The sequence below is a fragment of the Sellimonas caecigallum genome (genome assembly GCF_019754295.1).
GTDB classification, from domain to species: Bacteria; Bacillota; Clostridia; order Lachnospirales; family Lachnospiraceae; genus Sellimonas; species Sellimonas caecigallum.
Window position 1 is genome coordinate 70,389 of sequence record NZ_VIRV01000003.1, and the last position, 26,457, is coordinate 96,845.

Below are 26,457 nucleotides of genomic sequence, written 5' to 3' on the forward strand. Positions count from 1 at the left end.
TCTCTCCTACAGACGCTCGATAAATTCAATGTCGATATTTCCGCTCTGGTAATCCGGATTATTGATCAGGTCATACTGATAATCCACGTTGGTATCGATTCCCTCGATAATGACTTCGCCTAGCGCGCTCTTCATCTTCATAATGGCTTCTTCCCTGGATTTTGCATGTACGATCAATTTTGCCAGCATAGAGTCATAGTACGGCGGAACTGTATATCCACTGTAGATGGCTGAATCGATCCGCACTCCTTTCCCTCCCGGCAGATAAATATCTGTGATCGTTCCCGGGGAAGGACGGAAATTCTTTTCTGGATTTTCCGCGTTGATCCGGCATTCGATGGCATGCCCGGTCAGCTTTACATCTTCCTGCCGAAATTTCAGTTCTGCACCGGAGGCGATGCGGATCTGTTCTTTGACAAGGTCGATGCCTGTTACCCATTCTGTTACCGGATGCTCTACCTGGATACGGGTATTCATCTCCATGAAGTAGAAGTTTCCATTCTTTTCCAGGAGAAATTCGATGGTTCCGGCATTTTCGTAACAAGCTGCTTTTGCCGCCTTTACAGCCGCTTCCCCCATCTTTTTCCGCAGTTCTTCATCCAGGGCGATGGACGGGGACTCCTCGATCATCTTCTGGTGGTTCCGCTGGATGGAGCAGTCCCTCTCCCCGAGATGAATCACGTTTCCGTATTTGTCTGCCAAGATCTGGAACTCGATGTGTCTCGGACGTTCCACAAAATGTTCGATATACATTGTGTCGTCCCCAAACGCAGCTTTCGCTTCCTTCTGCGCAGTCTGGAAGGCAGAGGCAAACTCTTCCGGCTTCTTTGCGACGCGCATGCCCTTTCCGCCTCCGCCCAGAGCCGCCTTAATGATGACCGGATAACCGATCTTCTCTGCTTCCAGAGCTCCTTTTTCCTCGTCAAAGATTGGTTCTGTAGTGCCTGGAATGACCGGTACACCGGCAGATATCATCGTATTTCTGGCTTCGGATTTGTTTCCCAGTTTTTCGATCACATTGGATTTCGGTCCGATGAATGTGATATTACATTTCTCGCACAGCTGGGCAAACTTACTGTTTTCCGAAAGAAATCCGAATCCCGGATGGATCGCATCTGCCCCTGTGATCATCGTAGCGCTCAAAATCTGATCCATACTCAGGTAGCTTTCTGCGGACGGAGCAGGCCCGATGCACACTGCCTCATCTGCAAGTTGTGTGTGCAGCGCCTCTCTGTCTGCCTCCGAATAGACCGCCACTGTCTCGATTCCCATCTCGCGGCATGCGCGGATGATCCGCACAGCGATTTCTCCTCTGTTTGCAATCAATACCTTCTTAATCATATCTGCCTCCGACCTCTTTTTGTCTGTTTCTTCCTTACACTTAGCCGACCATGAATGTCAGTTCTGCGCTCACAACGACTTTCCCGTCCACGCTTGCGATGGCTTCCCCGACTCCCAGCGGCCCTTTCTGTTTGATGATACGTGTTTCCAGTTTTAACTTATCCCCCGGAATGATTTTCCCTTTAAATTTGCATTTGTTGATACCGCCAAAGTAAGCGATCTTTCCTTTGTTTTCTTCTTTGCTCAAGATGGCCACTGCCCCTACCTGAGCCAGTGCCTCCACTGTCAGGACTCCCGGCATTACCGGCTCCTGCGGGAAGTGTCCCTTGAAAAAATCTTCCCGGAATGTCACACATTTATATCCAACCGCAAATTCGCCCGGTTCGTAGTCTTCGATGTAATCCACAAGAAGAAACGGATGGCGGTGCGGGATGATCTGTTCGATCTCTTTGATTCCCAAATGTTTCATGTCTTCTGCTCCTTACTGAATTCTAAAAAGCGGCTGTCCGTATTCCACTCCCTGCGCGTTTTCCACAAGGATCTCTGCCACTGTTCCGTCATATTCGCTTTCGATCTCATTCATCAGCTTCATAGCCTCCACAATGGCAAGCACCTGGCCCTTCTTTACCTTGTCGCCCACCTTTACGAACGGCTCTGCGTCTTCTGCCGGTGCGGCATAGAATGTTCCGACCAGCGGCGATGTCACAAGGCTGCCTTCCTGCTGGGACGCCTGTGTTTCTTCCGGCAAAGCTTCTGCTGTCACAGATGCGGCTGGCTGTACAACCGGGAGTGCTGCTGTCTGCGTCGGCATTTCTGCTGTCACAACTTTGACATCTTCTTTCTTTCCCATCTTGATGCAGATTTCTTCTGTCTCGTATTTGAATTCCGTCAATTTGGAATCCGAAACGACATTGATCAGTTTAATAAGCTGTTCCAGTTCCATGTCATACCCTCTCTATTCTTCAAATTTCTTGATCAGCAGTGTCGCATTGTGTCCGCCAAATCCAAGAGAATTACTCATGGCATAGCGCACTTCCTTTTCCACCGGAGCGCCGATGGCGTAGTTCAGATCGCACTCTTCGTCTGCTTCCACTGTTCCCATCGTCTGGTGAATGAATCCATCCTCGATGGATTTCACGCAAGTCACAAATTCCACCCCGCCTGCTGCACCGAGAAGGTGTCCGATCATGGATTTTGTGGAGTTGACGACCACATCTTTCGCCGCATCGCCAAGAGCTGATTTGATGGCGATCGTCTCAAACAGGTCATTGTGATGCGTACTTGTACCGTGAGCATTGATATATGTGATCTCTTCCGGTTTTACCCCTGCTTCATTCATGGCATCCTGCATCGCACGCGCCGCGCCGCTTCCATCCTCGATCGGGGATGTAATGTGGTATGCATCTCCGGTTGCGCCGTATCCTACTACTTCAGCATAAATCCTTGCGCCTCTTGCTTTTGCGTGTTCCAGTTCTTCCAGCACGACAACCCCTGCACCTTCTCCAAGAACAAATCCGCTTCTGTCTTTGTCAAACGGTATTGAAGCACGTTTCGGATCATTGGATGTCGTAAGAGCCGTAAGGGCTGTAAATCCTGCCACTCCTGTCGGACAGATCGCACTCTCCGTACCGCCGGCAAACATCACGTCCGCATCGCCGTACTGGATTGCCCGAAATGCATCGCCGATACAGTGTGTACCGGAAGCACATGCTGTCACAACGTTGGTGCATTTTCCTCTTGCACCAAGCTGAATGGACACGTTGCCCGCCGCCATATTGGAAATCATGAGAGGCACCATCAGAGGATGAACACGGGATGGTCCTTTCTCCACGATCTTTGTATATTCTCTTTCTACGGCCTGGAGACTTCCGATTCCGGAACCGATGATAACACCGACGCGGAATGCATCCTCCTTCTCCATGTCAAGCTCTGCATCCTTGCACGCTTCAAGTGCAGCAGCAACTGCATACTGTGAAAATGGTTCCATTCTCTTTGCAGCCTTGAAATCCATATAGTTCTTTGCTTCAAACCCTTTTACTTCGGCTGCGATTTTTACCTTATACTCAGAAGTATCGAATTTTGTGATTTCTCCGATCCCCACTTTTCCGGCTTTGATTCCTTCCCAGAATTCCGGTACGCTGTTTCCAATCGGAGTAATAGCTCCTAATCCTGTTACAACTACTCTTCTTTTCATTTCTATCTCCTTTTTTGCTCTTTACATTCCGCCGTCCACACAGATGACCTGGCCGGTTATATATTTTGCGTCCTCCGATGCCAGGAAGGCTGCTGTCTTGGCAATATCTTCCGGCTGTCCGAATGTTCCGAACGGAATCTGCGCTTTCGCTGCTTCTTTAACCTTGTCAGGTAATACTTCTGTCATTTCTGTTTCAATGAATCCCGGTGCGATCGCATTGACTGTAATGTGGCGGGAAGCCAGCTCTTTGGCACAAGCTTTTGTAAGCCCGATGATTCCCGCCTTGGAGGCAGCATAATTTGCCTGTCCTGCATTTCCATACACCCCGACTACAGAGGAAAGGCTGATGATCCGTCCGCTTTTTTGTCTGAGCATCTGCCGGGAAGCAAAACGGATACAGTTAAACGCCCCTTTTAAGTTCGTATCCATCACGGCGTCATAATCTGCTTCCGTCATCTTCATGAGCAGGCCGTCTCTTGTGATTCCTGCATTGTTCACAAGAATATCGACACGTCCGTATGTGCTGATGATTTCCTGGAACATCGCCTCGCACGCTGAAAAATCAGCCACATTGCACTGCATGATCTCTGCCTTGTTTCCTTCCGCTTCGATCATGGATTTTACTTCTTCTGCTTTTTCCCTGGAACCATTGTAGTTGATGATCACAAGGGCTCCCGTCCTTGCAAGTTCCATTGCGATTGCTTTTCCGATACCTCTGGATGCTCCTGTTACCACTGCTACTTTCTCTGCCATCTTCTATACTCCTTATTGCATATCAAATTTGCTGCCCCTATGTGGGTATTGTTCGTGTTATTTCAATTCTGCTGCTACTTTTTCCACGTCTTCCCATGCGCCGATGTTGTACATCTTTACATTCCGGTCGATCTTGCGCATAAATCCTGCAAGTGTCTTGCCTGGTCCGATCTCCACGAAAATATCTGTTCCTTCTTCGATCATTTTGCGGATACTCTGTTCCCATCTAACGGAAGATGCTACCTGTCTGCCAAGAAGGGCTTTGATCTCCTTGTCATCTTTTACATACTCGGCTGTCACATTTGTTACATATGGGATCGTAAGCGGATGGGTCTCTACCTGTTCAAGCTCCTTTAAAAGCTCATCTCCGGCTTTTTTCAAAAGCGGAGAATGGAATGGTCCGCTTACATTAAGAGGGATCACTTTTTTGGCTCCGGCCTCTTTCAGCTTTTCGGCTGCTTCTTCCACCGCTTTTGCCGCTCCTGTGATGACGATCTGTCCCGGGCAGTTGTAATTTGCGATCGTAACCTGATCGATCGGTTCGATCACGTTTTCAATATCTGACGCTTCCATACCGAGCACAGCCGCCATGCTGCCTTCCCCTGCCGGAACGGTATTCTGCATGAGAATCCCTCTTTTTCTCACAGTGCGGATCGCGTCCTCTTCAGACATTCCTCCAGCCACTGCGATCGCACAGTATTCCCCGAGACTCAGCCCTGCCGTCACATCCGGATGGATTCCTTTCTCCTCAATGACTTTCGTCATCGCAAGGCAGGTCGTCACAAGCGCTGCCTGGGTATACTCCGTCAGATCCAGTCTGTCGTTTTCTTCAAAACAAAGTTCTTTCATATCCAGATCAAGAAGTTCTGACGCCTTGTCAAACACTGCTTTTGCGCTTTCGCTGTTTTCGTAAAAATCTTTTCCCATCCCGGCTTTCTGTGCGCCTTGTCCCGGATAGATAAATGCTATCTTACTCATAGAATCCTGCTCCTTTGTCCATGCACCTGATTCTCTTCTTATTTGTTTAAGTATTCTACAACTTCTCCGATTGTTGTAAGCTTTTCAAGATCTTCTGTCGGGATTTCTTTTCCGTATTCTTCTTCAAGTGCCATTACCATTTCGAAAAGATCCAGGGAATCTGCGCCAAGATCATCTTTGAAAGATGTCTCCTCTGTCAATGTGTTGATGTCTGCTCCAAGATTTTCTGCTACGATTTCTTTTACTTTTTCTAACATGATGATATTCTCCTTTTCCTTTTTTCTTGTTGATAGGTTTTATTTGTAATCCGGCAGTGCCGGAAATTACCATATGAATGATCTCTCATTACCACTCAAGGACTGACGCCCCGTAAGCAAGCCCCGCGCCGAAACCGGCCAGGACGATCTTCTGTCCTCTTTTTAACATTCCTTCTCTGTTCATCTCATCGAGAAGAATCGGGACACTTGCTGAGGAAGTGTTTCCATACTCCTGAAGGTTCATCGGGAATTTCCCTATATCTGTCTTCAGCCTTTTGGCCACCGCTTCCACAATGCGGCGGTTTGCCTGATGGAGGACGAACCAGTCGATATCTTCAACTGTAAGTCCTGCTTTCTCCAGAACTTCTTCCGTAACCTGAGGTACGGAGCGCACTGCGAACTGGAAGACTGCTCTTCCGTCCATCTGGATGTAGAAATTTTTCGGAATCTCCTTCCCTTCCTTGTCTGAAAGGAATTCCAAAAATTCTGCCGTGCATCGGTTATGGCAGATAAGGGCCTCCCCTCTGCTTCCGTCCAGATGAGCTGCAGGAGGATAAGGTGTACCTTCTTCTGCCCGCAGGATGACTGCCCCGGCTCCGTCTCCAAATAAGATACATGTGCCTCTGTCGGTCCAGTCCACAAGCGAAGAAATACATTCGCTTCCAATTACAAGTATGGTCCTGTAAATCCCTGCCGCAATATACGCCTGCGCTGTCTGGTATCCAAATACAAATCCTGTACATGCCGCCTGCATGTCATATCCGGCCGCATTGACTGCCCCGATCTCTTCCTGCACTGTACATGCCACGCTCGGGAAAAGAACATCTGGCGTACTGGACGCCACGAGGATGAAATCGATCTCCTCCGGCTTTATCTTGGCATTTTCCAGCGCTCGCTTTGCCGCCTCAGAAGCCATGAAGGATGTCGTCTCCTTGTCTGCAAGGTGGCGTCTTCTCACGCCGGTGCGTTCCTGTATCCATTCGTCATTTGTCTCAACCATCTCAGACAGGTCATCATTGCTCAAAATTTTAGGCGGGATATAGGATCCCGTCCCGCATATTCTTCCTATCATATGTTTTCTCCAGATTTTTATTTTGAACTTAAAATACTTTGACATTCAAACTATATTACAAGGACACTGTCCTGTCAAGAGATTTTGTACTATAATGTAGTCAGAACGTATATTTTTCACAAAACCTTTTACCCTATTTCCATGAGAAATTTTGTATGACACAAAAGGAGGCGTATCCATGAAATCCGGACATTTTTCCCTACATATCGAGACCCTCTTGACTGCCGTCGGGATCTTCATGGCTCTCAGCGAACTGTGGAAACAGTATGTGCTTACTTTCTGCGTAAATGGCGGTACGTACGACTGGTGGTATTTTCCTTTCCAGCTCTGCTCTATCCCCATGTACCTCCTGATCCTCCTTCCATTTTTCCGCAGAAGTCATATCCAAAGGGTCTTCTATACGTTTCTGATGGATTTTTCTCTCCTTGGCGGAATTTTTGTCTTTTTGGACACGACGGGGATGCACTACCCGCTCCCTGCCCTCACGATCCATTCCTACCTCTGGCATATTGCCCTCATCGTCATCGGACTTGTCTGTGGTCTGTCCGGAATCGCAGACTACACATGGCGAGGGTTTCGCATGTCCGCTCTTCTTTTTGGCATTCTCTGCCTCCTGGCCGAAATTCTGAATCTGTCCATCGGCAGGATCGCAGATATCAATATGTTTTATATCAGCCCGTACTATGAAATGTCCCAGGCTGTCATATCAGACATGACTCGCCGCTTTGGCAATCCTGTGCGCATCGTGTTCTACCTCCTGGCTATCTTGGCAGGAGCTCTCCTCCTGCACTGGATATGGCAGAAACGTTTTCTTTTCTCTCACGGCAAGCGCCGCTTCTGATCCTCTTTTATGGATTCGAAAAAAAATTTCAAATTTTTGCAAAAAATGTTTGCAAAATCTAAAACTTTATGATATTATATCACTTGTCAAGCGGATATGGCGGAATAGGCAGACGCGCTAGATTCAGGTTCTAGTCCTCGCGAGGGGGTACAGGTTCAAGTCCTGCTATCCGCATTGATAATAGAAAGGAAATCTCAAATCGAGATTTCCTTTTTTTGTGATATGAAGTGGCTATCTTTTCAATTATATATTATAATATACTATATAAGGAGTGATTAATGATGTTAAACTTAACGAAAAGACAAGCCGATGTCATGAAAATTTTATGGGATGCAGAAAAACCAATGATCGCATCCGAGATTGTTCGTTCACGGGAAGATTTAAACATCAACACAGTTCAGGCTGTGCTGCGCAGTCTGATTAAAAAACAGTATATTAAAGTGGCAGATATTGTGTACAGCGGGACGGTACTGACACGAAGTTATGTCCCTATCGTGGACCGGAAAGAGTATCCCGATGACATCGAGGAGGGAATCCGAAATACACTGAAAAGCCAAGAGACTTTTTCTTGTTATATCAATGAGATTGATGATATACAAATACTCTCCCGATTAGAGGATGTTATCAAAAAACGCAAAAAGGAACTTGCAAAGTAGTGCCCCATATAAGTTACCTAATCTCGGATATCTGATTTCAAAAAATAGCGTTTTCTACAAAAAGGATCGACTCCCCGGTCTTACCGGCAGCCGATCCTTTTTCAATTTCAAATATTGCTTTCTTTACGCTCCGACTTTTCCAAGTCCCATTTCCTGTCCGATATTCAGAATGTGGTCTCCGATTCGTTCAAAGTCGGTAAGCATCTCTGAGTAGAGGATACTTGCCTCATCCGAAGATTGCCCCGCTTCCATCCGGTCGATCTGATTCTGACGGTATGTCTTCGTCATATCATCGATCTTCTTTTCCACCGCTTCGACTTTGCGGAAATCTTCCTTGCTTCCTTTTTTGATCTGCTCCAGGATTTCCAAAGCTTCCAGGCAGATCGTCTTCATGGACGCCACTTCTTCCAACTCTGGTTTTGACAGCGAAATCCCCTTATCATCCATCATCTTCGTGTACTCGCAGATATTCATGGCGTGATCCCCGATGCGTTCCAGATTTCCGCACACTTTGAAGAGTGCGCTCATATATTTGGCATCTTTCTGGTTTGTCTCCTTCACGATGTTTTTGGAGATGTACTTGCAGATTTCTTTGTTGAGATAGTCAATGTACTCTTCCTTCTCCTCCACTTCAGGAAGCAGCTCCCCTCTGCCCTCTGCTACAGCAGCAAAACTCAGTTCCACGTTTTCTTTTGTCATGCCGATCATTCTGTGGATTTCCTGTTTGATTCCGTTGATAGCGATAGCGGACGTACCGATATGATTCTCGCCTTTCATCTGGATTGGACGGATAAATTCCAGGTGCATCTCCCCGGATTTGTCTTCTTCTTTGTCCGGCAGGATCTTTTCCGCAAACGAAGCAAGATATGTACCGAACGGAATCAGAAGGATCGTTGTGACAACGTTAAACAGCGTATGCATATTGGCAATCTGCTGTGCCACGTTGCTCGGAGAGAGACTTTCGATCAGCCCTGTAAGAGGCGTCAATATACATACGATCGTAAAGATCGTCGTCCCGATAATATTGAACGACAGATGGATGATCGTCGTTCTTTTTGCATTTCTGCTTGTCCCGATAGCCGCAAGAACCGCCGTGATACATGTCCCGATGTTTTGGCCAAACAGCACGAAAACTGCATTCGGGAGTGTCACAAGCCCGCTTGTCGCCAGCGCCTGCAGAATTCCTACAGATGCAGAAGACGACTGGATGATGGCGGTAAACACTGCTCCGGCCAGAATACCAAGAAGCGGGTTGGAGAACTTCGTCATCAGAGATACAAACGCTTCCGAATCGCGAAGCGGCATCATCGCCGTACTCATCATCTCCATACCAAGGAACAGGATTCCAAGCCCTGCCACGATCAATCCGTAATGGTGTGCCTTCTTGTTTTTTACGAACACAACCATGGCCACCCCGAGGAAAGCAAAAGCCGGAGCCAGTGCTCCCACATCAAGCGCGATCAGCTGACCTGTGATCGTCGTACCAATATTTGCCCCCATGATGATCCACACTGCCTGGCGAAGCGTCATCATACCGGAATTTACAAACCCCACTACCATGACGGTGGTGGCGGACGATGACTGAATGACTGCGGTAATTCCTGCCCCTACCAGCACTCCGAGGAACCGGTTGGCCGTAAGTCTCTCCAAAATTTTCTTCATCTTGTTTCCTGCTGCCGCTTCCAGGCCAGAACTCATCATCTGCATTCCGTAAAGAAACAGCGCAAGTCCCCCCAAAAGACTCAGAATGTCTGTGATTTTCATTTTCTCTTCCTCCTGCGGACTTTTTCCGCGCCAAAAATTTTACATATTTCTTATTTATTTTTAACACTGCACTTACATTTGTACCTGAAACTTTCATTTTTTGCAATAGACTATACGTAAAATTAACAATTTTTACATGGATTTTACATTGGCGCATAATTTTTAACAAAGTTTTTCCGCATTTAAAAAGGATGTGCGCGTCTTTACACATCCTTTTCTCTGTCAATTCCAGACAACCAGCTGCTCCTTGTTCTTCGGATTGATCCGGAATTCGATTTTTTCGATATACTGTATCTCGTAAGATCCAATCTTTCCTTTTTTCAGATCGCTTAAGATCATATCTCTGGCGTCAAACAGGTTGGCAACTTCATTTGTATCTTTCCATTCCATACAGAGCTGAAAGTACTGGCATCCATCTTGCCGTTCTATATTTTCCTCAAAATAAGGCTGGCCGATCTGTTGTGCGTTGTAAGAAATCCTGTAGTTTACCGTATTTTCCGACACATGTTCGTCGTATATGACCTCCGTATGCTGGCTTTTCGGAACGCTGAATGTATTGATGTAAACCGCCTCTTTCGACGGATCCACTGGGAAGTTCCCCTCTGTTACCTTTTCTTCTACCATGCCTACAATTTTCCGGCCGCCATAGTCAAGGGAGAAAAACTCTATCGCTGCGATTCCCCCTCCGATTCCTGCTGTCAAAGCTCCGATGAGCAAAACAATCAGCGCATGCTTCCTATATTTTCTCACGTCCTATTCCTCCATTCTTTCTTCCGGTTCTCCCGGGAAATCAGCTGCTGACCGAGCCTGTATCCTCCTTTTCCTGAATCTTCGGAAGCAGCTGCCAAACAAAACAGCCATAGATGCAAAGGCAGCAAAAAAACCAAGACTTAAGAGGGAAGCTCCGATTACCGGATATCCGCCGAATACAAGGACAAAAAGACATCCAAAAGCAAACAGGAAAAAAAGTGCAGATACTCCAAACATCAATGCCGACAGAAACAGGATACTGTTCCAGCAGAGAATACATATATTACACATCCATTCTCCTATTCGCGACAGCATGCGATGCTCGTTTTTGGCATGGGAAAATTTCTTATGTATTATCTGAAATCTCTCCCTGAGCATTTTAAAACCTCTTCTTTTTGTCTCTTGCGCATCTGCATCCTCTTTCGCTTTTCTGCGTCTTTCTTTTAAGTTTTCCCATTGTTCTCTCTGGCTTTTCCCGATCATCTTTACATGGTTTCCAGCTTTTCCAAACAGTGATGCTGCGGATCCAACCAGATTCTTTTCTTTCTTTTCCTGCCCTTGTGTGCCAAATTCCGGATTCACATGATACGCTTCCAGAATATCAGATGCCAGTTCCTCAATATTTCCAAAGTCACTGATGGCTTCTTCCTCACTCTGGCCGCTTTTGATCTTAAGATCAATGTGCTGTGCATATTCATCCAGAATATCCTGCTGCTCCTTTGTCTCAAGGACCCGGAGATGACTCTTTAATTCATCCAAAAACTCCCTTTTATTCATACGTTCCGCTCCTTCAAAAAAAGATTTACCCGCTTCTGAAATTCTTCCCACTCTGCCACCAGACGATCCCGATATAAAATCCCTGCCGCGGTCAGATGATAATACTTTCTTGGCGGCCCCTCCGAAGATTCTCTCAGATATGTCTCGAAATAATGTTCATTCGTAAGCCGTTTCAAAAGCGGATATATCGTACCTTCATTTACATCGATGACTTTCGATACCTCTGTGACCAGTTCATACCCGTACATATCCCTGTTCCGGACTGATTCCAGCACGATCATCTCCAACACCCCTTTTTTAAACTGTGGATTCATACCTTCCCTCCTTTTAATATTATACTATACCTACTACTATACATTGTCAAGTACTGATCATAAAACAATAGTATGATCGACAAAACCCCACAGGAAATCTTGATCGTTTCCTGTGGGGTTTTCTTTTTTACTCTTCAGCTTCTGTCTCTTCAGACGTATCAACAAGCGTGTCTTTGTCAAACTCCAGCGCATTTATAAGAAAGTAAGAAACAGTATATACCTTTTCTTTGTCCCCTGTTGTCATATAGTAATCGGAGCCTGCGCCATCTCCTATGTAGATATTCTGTGCTGTCCCGTCTTCGTCGGTAACAGTAATCGTATAGAGCGGCGTATCCAGTCCATAGCTTTCGATGCTGTCCGGATCCTTGATCTCTCTTTCCGCCTGTATATCTGACACCTGATCTGCGATAGACTGAATGGCTGTCTGCCGAAGCACAGTCTCTTTGTCGTCTTTCAGATACCATGTTCCGTCTTCTTTTACGAATGCCATGCTGCTTCCGTCATCCGCGGAGTACGCGATTTCTTTCGGATTTTTCACATTGATGACTTGAATGATCTCCGCTTTTTCTTTTTCTTCCTGCTTTTCCTGTTTTCTGGCGTTCATGCTTCTCATACCGAAATATACAACTATAAGCGCCAACAGGATAAAAATAAGGATGATCAGACCTTTCTTCTGTTTCATTGCTTCCACCTACGCCTTTCTTCTCTTCATCCATACGGCAAATCCACATACAAGAACGATGCCCGGTACCCCAAAGATCAGAAAGCTGCTGATGGCTCCAGCATGCTGTACAGTGTTGAACTGGACTGCCAGACTCTTCGCTTTGATGGACACATTTTCCACATCGTCGAAGTTATTCATAACCATGTTCAGGAAGAGTGTGGAGTTATCCAAATTGGAAAAATAATCCGTAACCTGAGCATCAATCATGCTTTCCGATGCAAGAACTGTCAGTTTCGCGTCATTTTCGGATGCGACAGCTCCAAGGACATATTCGCCTTGTGTCTGTTCTTCTTCTGTTACCGCATATGCCTGCTCTGATGTCGTGAGGAAATTCTCTACCGTAAGGGTATCCCTCTGGTCGCTCATCTTCACAAAACCGCCGGAATTGATCATCAGCACCATGTCGCTTTCCAATCCTTGTGCCAGTGTGCCGGAAGCGGAAACCTGAGGGAAGATATAGTAGTAATTTCCCTGATAGCTGCGCTGCATATCAGCGATATATCCGCTTATCTTTTTCATTCCGTACTGTTCCATAAAGGCATCCAGATTCGGAGTGTCTGCCATGGGATCGCCCATGATATAGATGACTTTGCCTCCATTTCCCATGTAATCCAGAAGCATTGTCTTTTCCTGCTCTGAGATATCGCTCGACGGTGCATTGATCAACAGCATATCACAGTCTGAAGGCATTTCCTTCGTCATCAGAAGATTCAGCTCTTCTGTCGTTATATTGGATTTTCCAAGTTCTTCTTCGATGGAAGTGGAAAGCGTCATCTCTCCGTGTCCTGATGTCCGGTAGATCTTCTTCTTCACATCGCTTGTTACCTGGTTTACAGCACTTGTGAGCTGTCCGTCTGCATCGAACTCAGATTCTGAGATGGAGCCGGTCGTATAGTAGGAACTGTAATCCGACACGATGATATCGGTAAACGGTACAGAGACACTTTTATTTGTCTCCTCACAGGAAACGACGATAGAGTCACTCTGCGCATCGTTCTCCTGCATTTGCTGAGGATGTGCGATTGGATCCACCCATTCTACTGTGATCTTGTCTGTCAAAGCTGTATATTTGTCGAGAAACGTCTTGATCCTTTCGTCTGTATCCGATCGGTCTGCATAGACAGTAAATACAATATCCTGTTCCAGATTCTTTAGTATCTTTTTACTTTTTGAGGAAATCCCGTAAATATTTTTATCACTCACATCAATCTGCGTTACCTTATCCGGAAGCTGACCTGCGATCAGGTTTATGACAACCGCAATGACGATGACGACCGCAGCCATAGCGACACTGTATGTACCCTTTCTGCTCTGGACGCTTTGAAACCTGTCTTTTACGCTTACCTTTTCCTTCTCTTCCTGTGGTGTCTTCTTTTTCCATTTCAACATGTCCTGTCCCTCCTAACTAAATCTTCTTTTCTGAATGGTCTGTACAGTCAGGAACAAGAATACCCCGATCAAAGTCAGATAAAAGACAATTCCTTTTACATCCAGCAGATTATTATCGGAAACGTTGGTAAACACGTTTGTGAGAGCAAAGTTTCCCAGTATTTTTTCCAAAATCCCCTCGTACACTGAAGATTTTACGAAATAAATGACAAGGAGCACAATACTGCCGGCTGCCTCGATACCGCTGCTCAGCACGATATTTCTTGTCATATGATAAACAAACATGACACAAAGTGTCATAATGATCCAGATTCCAGCCATTCCTCCGATGGCATTGGACGGCAGAAAGCTCATTAGCCCCTCCCAAAGATAAAGGATCATCAGGACGCCAAACGTGCTGATGGCTGCAATGATCTGGCTTTCCGTCAGCGCTGAGAGAAAACTTCCAATGGCGATGTAAACGCACCCCATGAGGAAAAAGACAAAAATGGCCGTATAATCCGCAAGAAAATATGCTTTTCCCTGTGTTTTGATGATCAGCGGGTACGCACAGAAAATAATGCATGGGATGAGAAATATTGTGACCATGGCAAGGTATTTTCCTGCCACCACCTTCCCTACGCTGACCGGGGAAGTCAAAAGGAGCTGATCCGTCTTATTTTTTCGTTCTTCAGAAAAACTCCGCATTGTGAGCACCGGGACGGCGATCAGAAGCACAAACATGACTCCGCTCAATGAATAGGAAAAATACGGATATCCGCTGTGCAGATTGTATGCCATAAAATATATCCCTGTGATGACAGCTAAAAACGCGATAAAAATACTTCCAGTCATAGAGTAAAAATAGGATTTAAATTCTCTTTTATAAATTGCCAGCATATGCTGTCCCCCCTTCCTGTGTCAGTTCAAGGAAGATATCTTCCAGCGTCTTCTTCTGCTGATACATTGTAAGAAGCGCACTGTCCTCCCTTGCAAATGCGCGGAAAATCTCTTCTCTCACATCCAGACCCGGCTCAGCTTCTATGAGGGCTCTCGTGATGCCTGGCTCTGACTTTGGATAGGTCACATTCGTGATTCCCGCCACTTTGGACAAAATCTCCTCTGTCCGTTCTGGCAAAAGTCTCGTCTCAATCTCCAAAGCTTCACGTCCGGCCATCTGTTTTTCCATATTTTCCGGTGTATCGCTTGCCACAAGTTTTCCCTTGGATATGATCATAATGTGATCGCATACTTCCCTCACTTCCGCCAATATATGAGAACTTAGGATGACCGTATGCTCTTTTGCAAGTTCCCGGATCAGTTCCCGGATCTCAATGATCTGTTTCGGATCCAGCCCTACTGTCGGCTCATCCAGGATGATCGTCTCCGGGAAACCAAGTACTGCCTGCGCAAGCCCCACTCTCTGTTTATACCCTTTGGAAAGGTTTTTAATGAGACGGTCTTTTACATCGTAGATCCGCACAAGTTTCATGACTTTATTGACTTCATCTTTTCTGTCCTGCTTCTTTACTTTCTTAAGTTCCGCCGCAAACATCAGGTACTCTTTTACCGTCATATCCACATAAAGAGGAGGTATCTCCGGCAGATAGCCAACTGCCTTTTTTGCCTCTTCCGGCTCTTTCAAAATATCGTGTCCGTTGATCCGAACTTCGCCTTCCGTTGCGCCGAGATACCCCGTCATAATATTCATTGTAGTAGATTTTCCAGCGCCATTAGGCCCCAGCAGTCCATAAATATGGCCTTTTTCGATCTGAAAACTCAGATGGTCAACCGCTGTATGATTTCCATACTTTTTAACCAGATTTTTTACTTCGATCAATGTTTTTGTCCCTCCCATACAGTCTTTCTCATATATCTTTGCGCAGGGAACCCCTGCTCAAGTCTACGGACTACATTACCAGCAAAATGTGTATATTCTGTGCATAAAATGTGTTAAAAAAAAGAAACCGCTCGACCATTTTTCCTTCCCTTCATCTTGCTTCTTCATTCCGGTTATATTATGATAGTCTTTACAATATAACTGCTATTCAGAAAGGATGACAAAATATGAAATACGAGATGGATTCTGCCGATGCGGCAAAAAGAATGGCTGAAGGGAGACTTTACATTCCCTACGATCCAGAGATTTTAAAAAAGCAATTTGACTGTCTGGAAAAGCTCTATGACTTCAATCAGACACGTCCCCACGATCTGGAACTGCGGCAGACGCTTCTGAAAGATATGTTTGCCGAGATTGGGGAAGGATGCTATATCGAGCCGCCTCTCCACGCAAATTTCGGCGGCCATCATGTCCATTTTGGCAACAATGTGTACGCAAATTTCAATCTTACCCTCGTCGATGACGGACATATCTATGTGGGAGATAAGACGATGATCGGCCCAAATGTGACAATCGCTACAGCCGGACATCCGATCCAGCCTACACTGCGCTACCTGGAAATGCAGTACAATATCGACGTGCACATCGGAAAAAATGTATGGATCGGCGCAGGAAGTGTGATCCTCCCTGGAGTGACCATCGGAGACAACACCGTCATCGGCGCCGGAAGCATTGTCACAAAAGATATCCCTTCCAACGTGGTAGCTGTCGGAAATCCATGCCATGTCATGAGAGAGATCGGCGAACACGACCGGGAATATTACTTCCGCAGCCGGAAGATCGATCTGGACATTCCGGATATTTCGAATGTGTACGATACCGGCTTGTAATGAAATCGCACTTTATACCCAAAAACCAGGGAATCCGTTATCCGGTCCCCTGGTTTTTTATTCTTACAATTCCATATCCAGCACTTCCGCTTTTTCGGGAATGGACGAAGCTGCTCCTTCCCTCATGACCGCTATGGCTGCCGCCTTGGATGCGATGATGAGTCCTTCTCTCACATCCAGCCCAAATACTTTCGCTGCGATAAAATAACCTGTGAACGTATCTCCCGCAGCTGTCGTATCTTTGACAGGGACGTGGAAGCTCTCCTGGTGGAACGTCCGGGAGGCATCCTGATAAATGCAGCCTTCTTCTCCAAGTGTGAGCACGACTTCTGCAGCCGGAAAACGATATTTCAGCTCCTGAAGCATCCCCTCAACATCGCTTCTCCCTGTCATCTGTTCCGCTTCCACTTCATTGAGCAGAAAAAGAGAAACTTTTGCCAGATCGCATTTCTCCAGATTTTGATTGTAAGGAGATAAATTGAAAATGATCTTCATCCTTTTCTTTGACGCTGCTTCTATAATATAATCCACCAGATTGATCTCATTTTGTACCAATACGACATCGTTTTCGCTGAAATCGGCCAGCACTTCATCCACATAGTTCTTTGTAAACTTCTGGTTTGCTCCCCCGTATAGGAGAATGCTGTTCTGCCCATTTTCATCTACCTGGATAATCTTGTGACCACACGGTCCTGGTATCTTCCAGATGTAGTGAATTCCGACTTTTTCTTTCTCGCACATGGAGATCAGGGCTTCTCCTCCTTCCCCGACCATCCCTGCATGGTATACCTCCACCCCCGCCTTGGCCAGGGCGATGGACTGGTTCAGGCCTTTCCCCCCGCAGAAGATCGTCCGGTCTGCGGTATCCTGCGTCTCCCCTGGCGCCACAATATGTGCCACATGATAGACATAGTCCAGATTCAGCGAGCCAAAATTTATCACTTTCATCTTATTTGTTCCTTTCTTTTCTGTAATCTTGTCTTTCGTACTTCGCGGTCATAGGTAAGGATGCCGTTTACTTCGTCCTCCACATCACTCAGCTGCGTATAGACAGCTGCACAAAGACCGTCCTTCTCAAGTTCCGCCACTTCCTGCCAGATGTTTCTGTACGCCCGTCGAAACTTCTTTTTGTCAGCAAAGATCCGATAGCCATACATCTGCATCGTGCTGCAGTGACCTTTTACTCTCATGGAAAATCCCCCGAATTCTGAAAGAATGCATGCCCTTTCTTTTTCCGGTTTTACACCAAGACGGAAAAAATAATTGTGAGTACTCTGGAAATCTCCGGTTCCCTGATCAAACCATCCGCTGGCCGCATCGATCAGTCTCGTAGGATCCAGCGCCCTCATTTTTTGTTCCAACCGTGCCGTATCGAACTGGCCCCATCCTTCGTTAAAAAGAGTCCACACAGCAATCGATGGATGATTATACAGCACTTTTATGGTACTTTTGATCTCCTTTTCGAATTCCTTTCTTCCTTCCGGGCTTTTCCTCGACAGCCACATCTTCATCCGGTCTGTGACACGGATATGGAGAAGTCCAAACACTGTGGCTGCATACGTCACAAACCAGTGATGATACGCACTCCCTCCATTTACCATATCCTGCCATACGATCATGCCAAGACGGTCGCAGTGATAATACCATCTCTGCGGTTCGATCTTACAATGTTTGCGGATCATACAGTACCCTTCTTCTTTCATTGCCGTGATATCAAAGATCATGGCTTCATCGGAAGGCGCCGTGTAAAGGCCATCCGGCCAGTAGCCTTGATCCAGGATCCCTTTCTGGAAATATGGTCTGTGGTTCAGACACAGACGCGGGATCCCCCGTCTGTCTTTTTCCACTGTAAAACATCGCATGGCAAAATAGCTTTCCACCCGATCTTTTCCTGCCACTACTGTATAGAGATAGAGATACGGATGTTCCGGTGTCCAGCTTTCCATTCTCTCAAGCGGAATACGGATGGGAATATTCGTCATTCCAGCAAAGAGTTTTCCTTCCAGATCAACTGCGACATCCATCTTTGCATCCGATAAGACGGTTATCTCTACTTCTTTTTTATCGTAATCCGGCCTGCATCGAAGTTCCCGAATATAATCTTCCGGGACTGTTTCCATCCAGACCGTCTGCCAGATACCACTCTGGGCTGTGTAGAACATCCCGCCCCGCTTCAGTTTCTGCTTTCCTCTGGCATGATAGGAAGTGTCTGAGACATCCCGAACCTGTACACACAGCTCATTTTCTCCTTCTTTCAAAAAGCGTGTGATATCCAGATCAAACGGCAGATAGCCTCCTTTGTGGCTGCCAGCCCTTTTCTGGTTAACATACACGATACACATCTGATCGACAGCGCCGAAATGGAGGAGGATGCGATCTCGTCCGCTGGCTGCTGGATGCTGAAAACTCCTTCTGTACCAGAGTGTCTCTCCTGGCTTTACCTGGCGCTTCACACCAGACAGCGCACTTTCCGGGGAAAACGGCACGAGTATCTTTCCGTCATATACACCTGGACGTTCCATGGAACGACTTCTCGTGATCCGGTAATCCCACCAGCCATTCAGATTCATAAATTTTTCTCTCTTCATGAGCGGACGAGGATATTCTTCCAGGACATGCTCCGGATCCACGTCCCTCCCCCACCTTGTATAAAGCTGTTTCATGGCTCGTTCTCCTTTACACTTTTTTGAGATTTTCTTCCATCTTAACAAGTCCCTCATACAATGTTTCCATCTCTTCTTCTGAAAATCCTTTCCATATCTGTTCATCGATATCCTGAAAGATATCCTGTACCTGCGACGCCCTTCTTAGCCCTTCCTCAGCCAGGACAATCTGATGAGACCGCCTGCAGGATGGATCTTTTCTTCTTTCCAAAAGCCCCTTCTCTTCCATTTTATCCAGTGTTCTTGAGATAGTTGTCACATCGATGCAGCACAAATCGGCCAGCTCTCTCTGTGTCATGGCGCCATATTTTTTAAGATAATTTAAAATCCGCGGCTGTCCCTGCCCGATCGTAAGCCCGATCTTCAAAAACTGTGGTTTTAAGATCTCTCTTCTTTCCATATCGATTCGCAGCATGATCTCTCTGATCTTGTTCTTTTCCATCTTTCTCTTACTCCAGTTCAAACTGCCCTGTATAGAGCTGATAATATCTTCCCTTTTGTTGCAGCAATTCATCATGGTCTCCCCGCTCGATGACTTCGCCTTTTTCCAGTACCATAATGGCTTTGGAATTGCGTACCGTGGACAGACGATGCGCGATGACAAACACTGTTCTTCCTTCCATGATGGCGTCCATTCCTTTCTCGATCAGCCGTTCCGTCCTTGTATCAATGGAACTTGTCGCCTCATCCAGCACGAGAACCGGCGGTTTGACGACAGCCGCCCGCGCAATAGCCAAAAGCTGCCTTTGTCCCTGGGAAAGATTGCTTCCATCTCCGTAAATCATCGTATCGTATCCCTGCGGCAGCCTGCGGATAAAGGAATCTGCGTTGGCGACCCTGGCTGCCTCACGGATATCCTCCTCCGTGGCATCCGGCTTTCCGTATCGAATATTCTCGGCGATGGTTCCTGTAAAGAGGTGGGTATCCTGGATGACCATGGCCATAGAACGTCTCAGATCGTCTTTCCGGATTCTGCGAATATCAATCCCATCGTACGTGATCGTTCCGGCATCGATCTCATAAAAACGGTTGACCAGATTCACGATTGTCGTTTTTCCAGCACCAGTGGATCCGACGAACGCAATCTTCTGCCCCGGTTTCGCATAGAGAGAAATCCCGTTTAAAATCTTTTTGCCCCGTACATATGAAAATTCCACATCGTGAAACCTCACATCCCCTTTTAGAAGTGTCAGTACAGCGCGTCCGTCTTTCACTTCCCGCCATGCATAATTCCCGGTCTTCTGTTCACATTCCACCCATTTTCCGTCTCTGTTTTCCACATTGCAGAGTGTGATATCCCCCTCGTCGATCTCCGGTTCTTCATCCATCATGTCAAAGATCCGTTCTGCTCCGGACAGAGCCGCCAGAAGGAAATTTACCTGCTGGGTAAACTGGTTCATCGGCATAGCACTCTGCCTCACATACACAAGGTAAGAAGCAAGACTTCCGATATCCAGCATCCCTGACAATGTAAAGAGTCCTCCCACACAAGCGGAAACCGCGTAATTGACATAGGACAGACTCACGATCGTCGGAACCATCATTCCGGCAAAAGTCAGGGCGTTCGTGGATTCCTTTCGAAGGGCCTCATTCATTTCACAGAATCTTTCAAAATCCACTTTTTCATGGTTAAACACTTTTTCTACCTTCTGTCCTGCCGCCATCTCTTCCACAAAACCGTTGATCTTTCCGATCTCTTCCTGCTGCCGCTGAAAATATTTCCGGCTATGGGAGCCATTGAATTTGATAAAAGCGGCCATCAACAAAAGGAATACGACAACGATAAGGGTAAGTCTGACACTTAAGACGAGCATCATCGTGATCGTTCCTGTCAGCATCAGAAAACTCTGGATCAGCATGGCAAAACTATTGTTCATTGCTTCCTGAACGGTATCTACATCGTTTGTAAATCTGCTCATCAGTTCCCCGTGGGTATGGGCATCAAAATACTTAAGTGGCAGCTTCTGCACATGAGCGAAAAGGTCCTGCCGAATCTCTTTTATCACTTTCTGAGCTGTTTTTACCATGAGTTGATTATACCCGAACGTTGCAAATGCACCCACGAAATACAACAATCCCATGCCTGTCACAGCTTTGAGAAGCCCCGTTACATCTCCAGGCAGGATGAAACGGTTGATAACCGGCTTCAAGAGGTATGTCCCCATGATGTTGGCCCCTGTACTGATCAGGACAAGCACAGCCACAAAAAGGAACATCCACTTATGTCCTCCCAGATAGCGTATGAGATAACGAAGGGTTCTTCCTATATCTTTTGGTCTTTTATATCCAATATATCTCGCCATTATAACTGCGCTCCTTCCTTTTGGGACTCGTAGATTTCCTGATAGATCGGACTTCTGCGCAAAAGCTCCTCATGGGTGCCGATATCCGCGATCTTGCCGTCGTCTAAAATCAGGATCTGATCCGCGTGCCGTACCGATGAGATACGCTGCGCAATAATGATTTTTGTCATATCTGGCAGACGGGAAGCCAGCATTTCCCGGATCTTGGCCTCTGTCGCCGTGTCTACGGCGCTTGTGGAATCATCCAGAATCAGCACCTTAGGTTCTTTCAGTATCGCCCGTGCGATACACAGACGCTGCTTTTGTCCACCGGAGACATTGACACCTCCCTGCCCCATTTCCGTATCATATCCATCTGACAGCCTGTCTATAAATTCATCTGCACAGGAGATGCGGCACGCTTCCCGGATTTCTTCCATCGAAGCGTCTTCTTTCCCCCACCGGAGATTGTCGATCATACTTCCTGAGAAAAGCGTATTTTTTTGCAGTACGACCGCTATCGCATCTCTCAGATGTTCCAGCGGATAGTTTTTTACTGGAATCCCATCAATGCGAATCTCTCCTTTTGTCACATCGTATAGGCGAGGAATCAGCTGCACAAGTGTTGTCTTGGCCGAGCCAGTCTGCCCGACTATTCCAAATGTGCTTCCGGCCGGAATGTTCAAGGTAATGTCAGTTAGTACTTCCTCCTCTGCGTCTTTTTTATATTTGAATGACACATGGTCAAACTCTATGGATCCTTTTTTTACTTCCAAATCTTTCGCATCCTGATCCGTGATGTCGATCTTTTCATCTATAATCTCCAGAATTCGGCTTCCAGAGGCCATAGATCTTGTCATCATCAGAAAGACATTGGAGATCATCATGAGAGAGTTCAATATCTGCATGACATAACTCAAAAAACCAGTCAGTTCTCCGACCTGCATCTCCCCATTCTGAATCATGCGGCCGCCAAACCAGATCAGTCCAAGGATCGTCCCGTACATGACGATCTGCATGGCGGGCATATTGAGAGCTGCCAGACGGAATGCTTTTTCCGACTGCGATTTTAGATTCAGGTTGACTTCCTCGAATTTGGCCGTCTCATAATCGCCTCTCACATACGCCTTGACAACTCGGATCGCTGTGAGATTTTCCTGGATGATCCGGTTGACCAGATCAATGGCATTCTGCATCTTACTGTAGAGCGGACGTACATTTTTTACAATCAGGAACAAAAGAACAGCAAGCGTCGGGAGCGCCACGAGAAACACAAGAGCAAGCCGTGCATTCATCGTAAAGGCAACCACTGTGGCAGAAACAAGCATAACCGGCCCCCTGCAGAACGGGCGAAGTCCCGTAGATACTGAGTTCTGGATATTGGTCACATCACTCGTAAGTCTTGTGACGATAGAAGACACCCGAAAATGGTCAATATTCGAAAACGAATATGCCTGCAGCCTTTCATACTCTGCTTTGCGAAGTTCCGCGCCGAGGCCCTGTCCTGCCAAGGCAGAGAAGCGTGCGCTTCCTACCCCAAGTATCAGGGCAAGAATCGCACAGACTCCCATCTGTATGCCTTTTGCATAGATGTACTGTCTGTCCTGACCTGCCACACCCACATCTATCAGATCCGCCATGATAACTGGAACAATCAGTTCAAAGATCGATTCCGCAGCGACACAGAATACTGCCAGAACCGCATATATCTTATACTGATGCATATAAGAAAAAATCCTTCTTAACATTCCACACCTCCACACAATAGTTGTATCTGCAATCATTGTATGCTCAATAATTCAGGATGTCAATCCGGATTTTCCATGAAATTTTATTCTGTTTTTTTCTTTTTATACAGGAAATAAATGACCAGGATCACTGCTGCCACGGCAAGGATCATATTGGAATACCGATCAAAAATTTCCGTGATCTCATGCCAATTATCCCCTGCTTTTTTCCCCACTGTCAGGAATATCATATTCCATATTCCACTTCCAAGGGCTGTATATCCGAGAAAACGTACAAAGGGCATCCTTGCCATACCCGCTGGTATCGAAATCAGGCTCCGAACTACAGGCACAAACCTGCACAGCAGCACAGCCAGATTTTCATGCCGGTCAAACCAGCCAAGCGTTTTCTTTATATCCCCTTCTTTGAATCCAAGCTTCCGGACCCACTTGTTGGCCAGTACATGATCCAGCTTGTCAATCGGTATCTTGCTTCCTATAAAATAAAGAACTGCCGCCCCGATCACAGAACCGGTTACCGACGCCAAAAACATTCCCGGCATGCTGAGTTTTGTATGGGCAAGCATAAAACCGCCAAATGTTAAAATCACTTCCGAAGGGATAGGCGGAAACACATTTTCCAACATGATCAGAAAAAGCATTCCCCCATAACTGAATTTCTCCAACAGTTCGATTACGTAAGCTTCCATCGACACTCTCCATTTCTCTGTGTGACATCCGCACGTACGTGCCAAAAAAGATTTCCTGGCACAGCAAGGCTTTTGTCTCATTCCATTGTATGTCTCAAATCACAGATAATGTATCAGTTTCCCATGCTTTTGTCAATTCTATTATTCTTAACTTATTTTTAACTGTTTTTTTTCATTTATTTGCACAAAAATATGGAAAGAATCACAACAAAATTGTATAATACTTGCATAGCAAAAGAAAAGGGAGGGCACATCATGAAACAAAACAATATGTTGGCAATGATCTTGGCTGGCGGAAGGGGAACACGTCTTCATGACCTTACAACCAAAGTCGCAAAACCAGCCGTTTCATATGGAGGCAAATACCGCATCATTGATTTTCCTTTGAGCAACTGTGCAAACAGCGGTATTGACAATGTCGGTGTTCTGACTCAGTACGAATCCATCCTTCTGAACAGCTATGTTGCCGCCGGACGCCGCTGGGGTCTGGATGCGAAGGACAGTGGTGTATATGTACTTCCGCCTCGTGAAAAAGCGGATGCTAACCTGGACGTATACCGCGGGACTGCTGATGCCATCACGCAGAATATTGACTTCGTCGATTCTTTTTCTCCGGAATATATCCTTATTCTCTCCGGAGACCATATTTACAAAATGAACTACGCAAAAATGCTTGCTTATCACAATGAATGCAAAGCCGATGCTACGATCGCAGTTATCGAAGTACCGATCAAAGAAGCAAGCCGTTTTGGTATCATGAACACAGACGAAACCGGACGTATCGTGGAATTCGAGGAAAAACCGGCTGAACCAAAGAGCAATCTGGCTTCGATGGGTATCTATATCTTCAACTGGAAGCTCCTGCGCAAGATGCTCATCGCCGATGCAAAAGATGAAAATTCCAACCACGATTTCGGAAAAGACATCATTCCACAGCTTCTGAATGATGGTAAAAATCTTTTTGCCTACAAATTCAAAGGATACTGGAAAGATGTAGGAACGATTGATTCTCTGTGGGAAGCAAATATGGATCTTCTTGACAAAAACAATGAACTTGATCTCAACGACCCTACATGGAAGATCTACACAGAAGACGTAACTGCTTTGGCTCACTATGTAGGACCTCAGGCAACGGTCAATCGCGCCTTTGTCACACAGGGCTGCATCATCGAAGGCGAAGTAAAGAATTCTGTTTTATTTACAGGTGCCAAGATCGCGGAAGGCGCTAAAGTCATCGACAGCGTCATCATGCCGGGCGCTGAAGTCGCAGAAGGCGCTACTGTAACACGAGCTCTCGTCTCCGACAATGTGAAGATTGGAAAAGGAGCTGTCGTTGGAAGTGCAGACAGCGAACATATCGAGTTGGTTGCCAAAAATGTAAAGGGGGCTGAATAATTATGAGCAAAGCATTTGGTATTATAAATTTTGCCGGAAATCATATTACCGTAGACGGACTCCACGAGTATCGTCCGATCGGAGCATTTTCTTTTCTTGGAAGATACCGGGTTATCGATTTCCCTATCTCCAATATGAGCAACAGCGGAATTGACCAAATCCAGGTGTATATCCGCCGGAAACCGCGCTCTCTGATCGAACACCTCGGTACCGGCCGTCACTACAATATCAACTCCAAGCGCGGAAAACTGATTCCTCTTTTCTCTGAGACGAATGCAGAAAACAATATCTATAACACAGATATTTCCGCATATGTGGAAAACCTTGATTATATCGAGGAAGCTACATACCCATACGTAGTGATCGCTCCAAGCTATATGGTGTACTCAGCCGATTTCAGCACTCTTCTTCAGACTCATATTGAGTCCGGCGCCGACATTACGATGCTTTATCATAGCGTTGACAATGCAAAGGAAGAATTTCTCAACTGTGATATTCTAAACCTGAATAAACAAAAAGGGGTCCTTTCCATCGAACACAATAAGGGAAGCGCAAAAAACCGCAACATCTTCATGGATACATACATCATGTCCAAGGATCTTTTCCTGGATCTGATCAAGAAGGCACGGAAGCTTTCTTCCACATACACCCTCTCCCAGGTCGTCAACTACGAATGCGAGGAGCTTGATATCCGCGGTGTTGCACACCATGGTTACTTTGCAGCCATCACTGACTTTAAGAGTTATTTCGACGCCAACCTTTCTCTTCTGAATCTGAAAACAGCTATGGGACTCTTTAACAGCGACTGGCCAATTTATACAAGAACAAATGATTCTTGCCCGACACAGTATTTTGAGACAGCCAATGTAAAGAACTCCTACGTTTCTAACGGGTGTCTTATCGAAGGTACGGTGGAAAATTCTGTAATCGGACGCGGATGTGTCATCAAAAAGGATGCTGTAGTTAAAAACTCTATCCTTCTTCCAGGTACATCCATCGACAAAGATGTTCATGTTGAAAACTTTGTAATAGATAAATACGCAAAGATCGTGCATACTTCCGAGGTAGTCGCATCCCCGGAAAAACCTGGATATATCCGCCGTCACGACACAATTTAAAAAATCATGCAATACAAAAGACAGAGACGCTAAAGTCTCTGTC

27 protein-coding genes and 1 tRNA gene are annotated in these 26,457 nt (G+C 46.2%); 6 read left to right on the forward strand and 22 right to left on the reverse strand.

Annotation, left to right across the window (positions count from 1 at the left end):
• Positions 1 to 6: 6 nt before the first annotated feature.
• From FLB61_RS03725 to FLB61_RS03760, 8 genes are all read right to left on the reverse strand, one after another.
• Entirely contained in the window at positions 7 to 1,341 is a 1,335-nt protein-coding gene (locus FLB61_RS03725) for an acetyl-CoA carboxylase biotin carboxylase subunit (protein ID WP_087201718.1), read from the reverse strand.
• A 40-nt stretch (positions 1,342 to 1,381) separates the two neighbouring features.
• Complete coding sequence (gene fabZ, locus FLB61_RS03730) at positions 1,382 to 1,810, reverse strand: 3-hydroxyacyl-ACP dehydratase FabZ (protein WP_087201716.1); 429 nt, start codon at positions 1,808 to 1,810, stop codon at positions 1,382 to 1,384.
• Positions 1,811 to 1,822: 12 nt separating this feature from the next.
• Positions 1,823 to 2,284 (reverse strand): acetyl-CoA carboxylase biotin carboxyl carrier protein, encoded by a 462-nt coding sequence (gene accB, locus FLB61_RS03735; RefSeq protein WP_087201714.1) that lies wholly within the window; start codon positions 2,282 to 2,284, stop codon positions 1,823 to 1,825.
• A 12-nt stretch (positions 2,285 to 2,296) separates the two neighbouring features.
• Positions 2,297 to 3,535, reverse strand: coding sequence for a beta-ketoacyl-ACP synthase II (fabF, locus tag FLB61_RS03740; protein WP_087201712.1), 1,239 nt, complete (start codon positions 3,533 to 3,535; stop codon positions 2,297 to 2,299).
• Between the two features lie 21 nt (positions 3,536 to 3,556).
• Positions 3,557 to 4,288 (reverse strand): 3-oxoacyl-[acyl-carrier-protein] reductase, encoded by a 732-nt coding sequence (gene fabG, locus FLB61_RS03745; RefSeq protein ID WP_087209676.1) that lies wholly within the window; start codon positions 4,286 to 4,288, stop codon positions 3,557 to 3,559.
• A gap of 57 nt (positions 4,289 to 4,345) precedes the next feature.
• Positions 4,346 to 5,266: an ACP S-malonyltransferase gene (gene fabD, locus FLB61_RS03750; protein WP_221919438.1), complete on the reverse strand. Its 921-nt coding sequence runs from the start codon at positions 5,264 to 5,266 to the stop codon at positions 4,346 to 4,348.
• A gap of 38 nt (positions 5,267 to 5,304) precedes the next feature.
• Positions 5,305 to 5,523 (reverse strand): acyl carrier protein, encoded by a 219-nt coding sequence (gene acpP / locus FLB61_RS03755; protein ID WP_024733589.1) that lies wholly within the window; start codon positions 5,521 to 5,523, stop codon positions 5,305 to 5,307.
• Positions 5,524 to 5,611: 88 nt separating this feature from the next.
• Positions 5,612 to 6,595: a beta-ketoacyl-ACP synthase III gene (locus FLB61_RS03760; protein WP_087201706.1), complete on the reverse strand. Its 984-nt coding sequence runs from the start codon at positions 6,593 to 6,595 to the stop codon at positions 5,612 to 5,614.
• 178 nt (positions 6,596 to 6,773) lie between these two features.
• On the opposite strand from FLB61_RS03760, the gene FLB61_RS03765 reads away from it, so the two are divergent.
• The 3 genes from FLB61_RS03765 (at position 6,774) to FLB61_RS03775 (ending at position 8,092) form a co-directional block, all read left to right on the forward strand.
• Positions 6,774 to 7,436 (forward strand): TMEM164 family acyltransferase, encoded by a 663-nt coding sequence (locus FLB61_RS03765; RefSeq protein WP_221919439.1) that lies wholly within the window; start codon positions 6,774 to 6,776, stop codon positions 7,434 to 7,436.
• Positions 7,437 to 7,526: 90 nt separating this feature from the next.
• Positions 7,527 to 7,610 (forward strand) — tRNA-Leu (locus tag FLB61_RS03770).
• A gap of 104 nt (positions 7,611 to 7,714) precedes the next feature.
• Entirely contained in the window at positions 7,715 to 8,092 is a 378-nt protein-coding gene (locus tag FLB61_RS03775; RefSeq protein ID WP_087209685.1) for a BlaI/MecI/CopY family transcriptional regulator, read from the forward strand.
• A 123-nt stretch (positions 8,093 to 8,215) separates the two neighbouring features.
• Here FLB61_RS03775 and FLB61_RS03780 read toward each other — a convergent pair whose 3' ends face one another.
• The 8 genes from FLB61_RS03780 to FLB61_RS03815 all read right to left on the reverse strand — a co-directional run bounded on the left by FLB61_RS03780 (position 8,216) and on the right by FLB61_RS03815 (position 15,647).
• Positions 8,216 to 9,856, reverse strand: a complete 1,641-nt coding sequence (locus tag FLB61_RS03780) for a Na/Pi cotransporter family protein (RefSeq protein ID WP_087209688.1) — start codon at positions 9,854 to 9,856, stop codon at positions 8,216 to 8,218.
• Between the two features lie 222 nt (positions 9,857 to 10,078).
• Positions 10,079 to 10,606 (reverse strand): hypothetical protein, encoded by a 528-nt coding sequence (locus FLB61_RS03785; RefSeq protein WP_087209690.1) that lies wholly within the window; start codon positions 10,604 to 10,606, stop codon positions 10,079 to 10,081.
• Between the two features lie 3 nt (positions 10,607 to 10,609).
• Positions 10,610 to 11,383 carry a DUF1700 domain-containing protein gene (locus FLB61_RS03790; RefSeq protein WP_087209692.1) on the reverse strand — a complete coding sequence of 258 codons (774 nt, stop codon included), beginning with the start codon at positions 11,381 to 11,383 and terminating at the stop codon, positions 10,610 to 10,612.
• Positions 11,380 to 11,697, reverse strand: a complete 318-nt coding sequence (locus FLB61_RS03795; RefSeq protein WP_087201679.1) for a PadR family transcriptional regulator — start codon at positions 11,695 to 11,697, stop codon at positions 11,380 to 11,382. The genes FLB61_RS03790 and FLB61_RS03795 overlap by 4 nt, the downstream gene beginning before the upstream one ends.
• A 127-nt stretch (positions 11,698 to 11,824) precedes the next feature.
• Positions 11,825 to 12,379, reverse strand: coding sequence for a DUF4340 domain-containing protein (locus FLB61_RS03800; RefSeq protein ID WP_221919440.1), 555 nt, complete (start codon positions 12,377 to 12,379; stop codon positions 11,825 to 11,827).
• Positions 12,380 to 12,388: 9 nt separating this feature from the next.
• Positions 12,389 to 13,810 carry a GldG family protein gene (locus FLB61_RS03805; protein ID WP_087209697.1) on the reverse strand — a complete coding sequence of 474 codons (1,422 nt, stop codon included), beginning with the start codon at positions 13,808 to 13,810 and terminating at the stop codon, positions 12,389 to 12,391.
• A 12-nt stretch (positions 13,811 to 13,822) separates the two neighbouring features.
• On the reverse strand, positions 13,823 to 14,689 hold the full coding sequence (locus FLB61_RS03810) for an ABC transporter permease (protein WP_087201673.1): 867 nt from the start codon (positions 14,687 to 14,689) through the stop codon (positions 13,823 to 13,825).
• Positions 14,673 to 15,647, reverse strand: coding sequence for an ABC transporter ATP-binding protein (locus FLB61_RS03815; RefSeq protein ID WP_246599098.1), 975 nt, complete (start codon positions 15,645 to 15,647; stop codon positions 14,673 to 14,675). The genes FLB61_RS03810 and FLB61_RS03815 overlap by 17 nt, the downstream gene beginning before the upstream one ends.
• Positions 15,648 to 15,856: 209 nt before the next feature.
• Here FLB61_RS03815 and FLB61_RS03820 point away from each other — a divergent pair, with 209 nt between their 5' ends.
• Entirely contained in the window at positions 15,857 to 16,519 is a 663-nt protein-coding gene (locus FLB61_RS03820) for a sugar O-acetyltransferase (protein ID WP_246599099.1), read from the forward strand.
• 63 nt (positions 16,520 to 16,582) lie between these two features.
• Here the strand turns inward: FLB61_RS03820 and FLB61_RS03825 are convergent, their stop codons facing one another.
• The 6 genes from FLB61_RS03825 to FLB61_RS03850 all read right to left on the reverse strand — a co-directional run bounded on the left by FLB61_RS03825 (position 16,583) and on the right by FLB61_RS03850 (position 23,901).
• Positions 16,583 to 17,467, reverse strand: a complete 885-nt coding sequence (locus FLB61_RS03825) for a ribokinase (RefSeq protein ID WP_221919441.1) — start codon at positions 17,465 to 17,467, stop codon at positions 16,583 to 16,585.
• The gene (locus FLB61_RS03830) at positions 17,464 to 19,182 is read right to left on the reverse strand and encodes a glycoside hydrolase family 2 protein (RefSeq protein WP_221919442.1); all 1,719 of its coding nucleotides are present in this window, start codon (positions 19,180 to 19,182) and stop codon (positions 17,464 to 17,466) included. Before FLB61_RS03830 ends, FLB61_RS03825 begins: the two co-directional genes overlap by 4 nt.
• 13 nt (positions 19,183 to 19,195) lie before the next feature.
• Positions 19,196 to 19,624 carry a MarR family winged helix-turn-helix transcriptional regulator gene (locus FLB61_RS03835; RefSeq protein ID WP_221919443.1) on the reverse strand — a complete coding sequence of 143 codons (429 nt, stop codon included), beginning with the start codon at positions 19,622 to 19,624 and terminating at the stop codon, positions 19,196 to 19,198.
• Between the two features lie 7 nt (positions 19,625 to 19,631).
• Positions 19,632 to 21,485 carry an ABC transporter ATP-binding protein gene (locus FLB61_RS03840; protein ID WP_221919444.1) on the reverse strand — a complete coding sequence of 618 codons (1,854 nt, stop codon included), beginning with the start codon at positions 21,483 to 21,485 and terminating at the stop codon, positions 19,632 to 19,634.
• The gene (locus tag FLB61_RS03845) at positions 21,485 to 23,212 is read right to left on the reverse strand and encodes an ABC transporter ATP-binding protein (RefSeq protein WP_221919445.1); all 1,728 of its coding nucleotides are present in this window, start codon (positions 23,210 to 23,212) and stop codon (positions 21,485 to 21,487) included. The genes FLB61_RS03840 and FLB61_RS03845 overlap by 1 nt, the downstream gene beginning before the upstream one ends.
• An 83-nt stretch (positions 23,213 to 23,295) precedes the next feature.
• Positions 23,296 to 23,901 (reverse strand): DedA family protein, encoded by a 606-nt coding sequence (locus tag FLB61_RS03850; protein WP_221919446.1) that lies wholly within the window; start codon positions 23,899 to 23,901, stop codon positions 23,296 to 23,298.
• Between the two features lie 255 nt (positions 23,902 to 24,156).
• On the opposite strand from FLB61_RS03850, the gene FLB61_RS03855 reads away from it, so the two are divergent.
• Together FLB61_RS03855 and glgD are read left to right on the forward strand one after the other, a co-directional pair.
• Entirely contained in the window at positions 24,157 to 25,296 is a 1,140-nt protein-coding gene (locus FLB61_RS03855) for a glucose-1-phosphate adenylyltransferase (RefSeq protein ID WP_087201657.1), read from the forward strand.
• 2 nt (positions 25,297 to 25,298) lie between these two features.
• Positions 25,299 to 26,414, forward strand: a complete 1,116-nt coding sequence (gene glgD, locus FLB61_RS03860; RefSeq protein ID WP_087201655.1) for a glucose-1-phosphate adenylyltransferase subunit GlgD — start codon at positions 25,299 to 25,301, stop codon at positions 26,412 to 26,414.
• Positions 26,415 to 26,457: the final 43 nt, after the last annotated feature.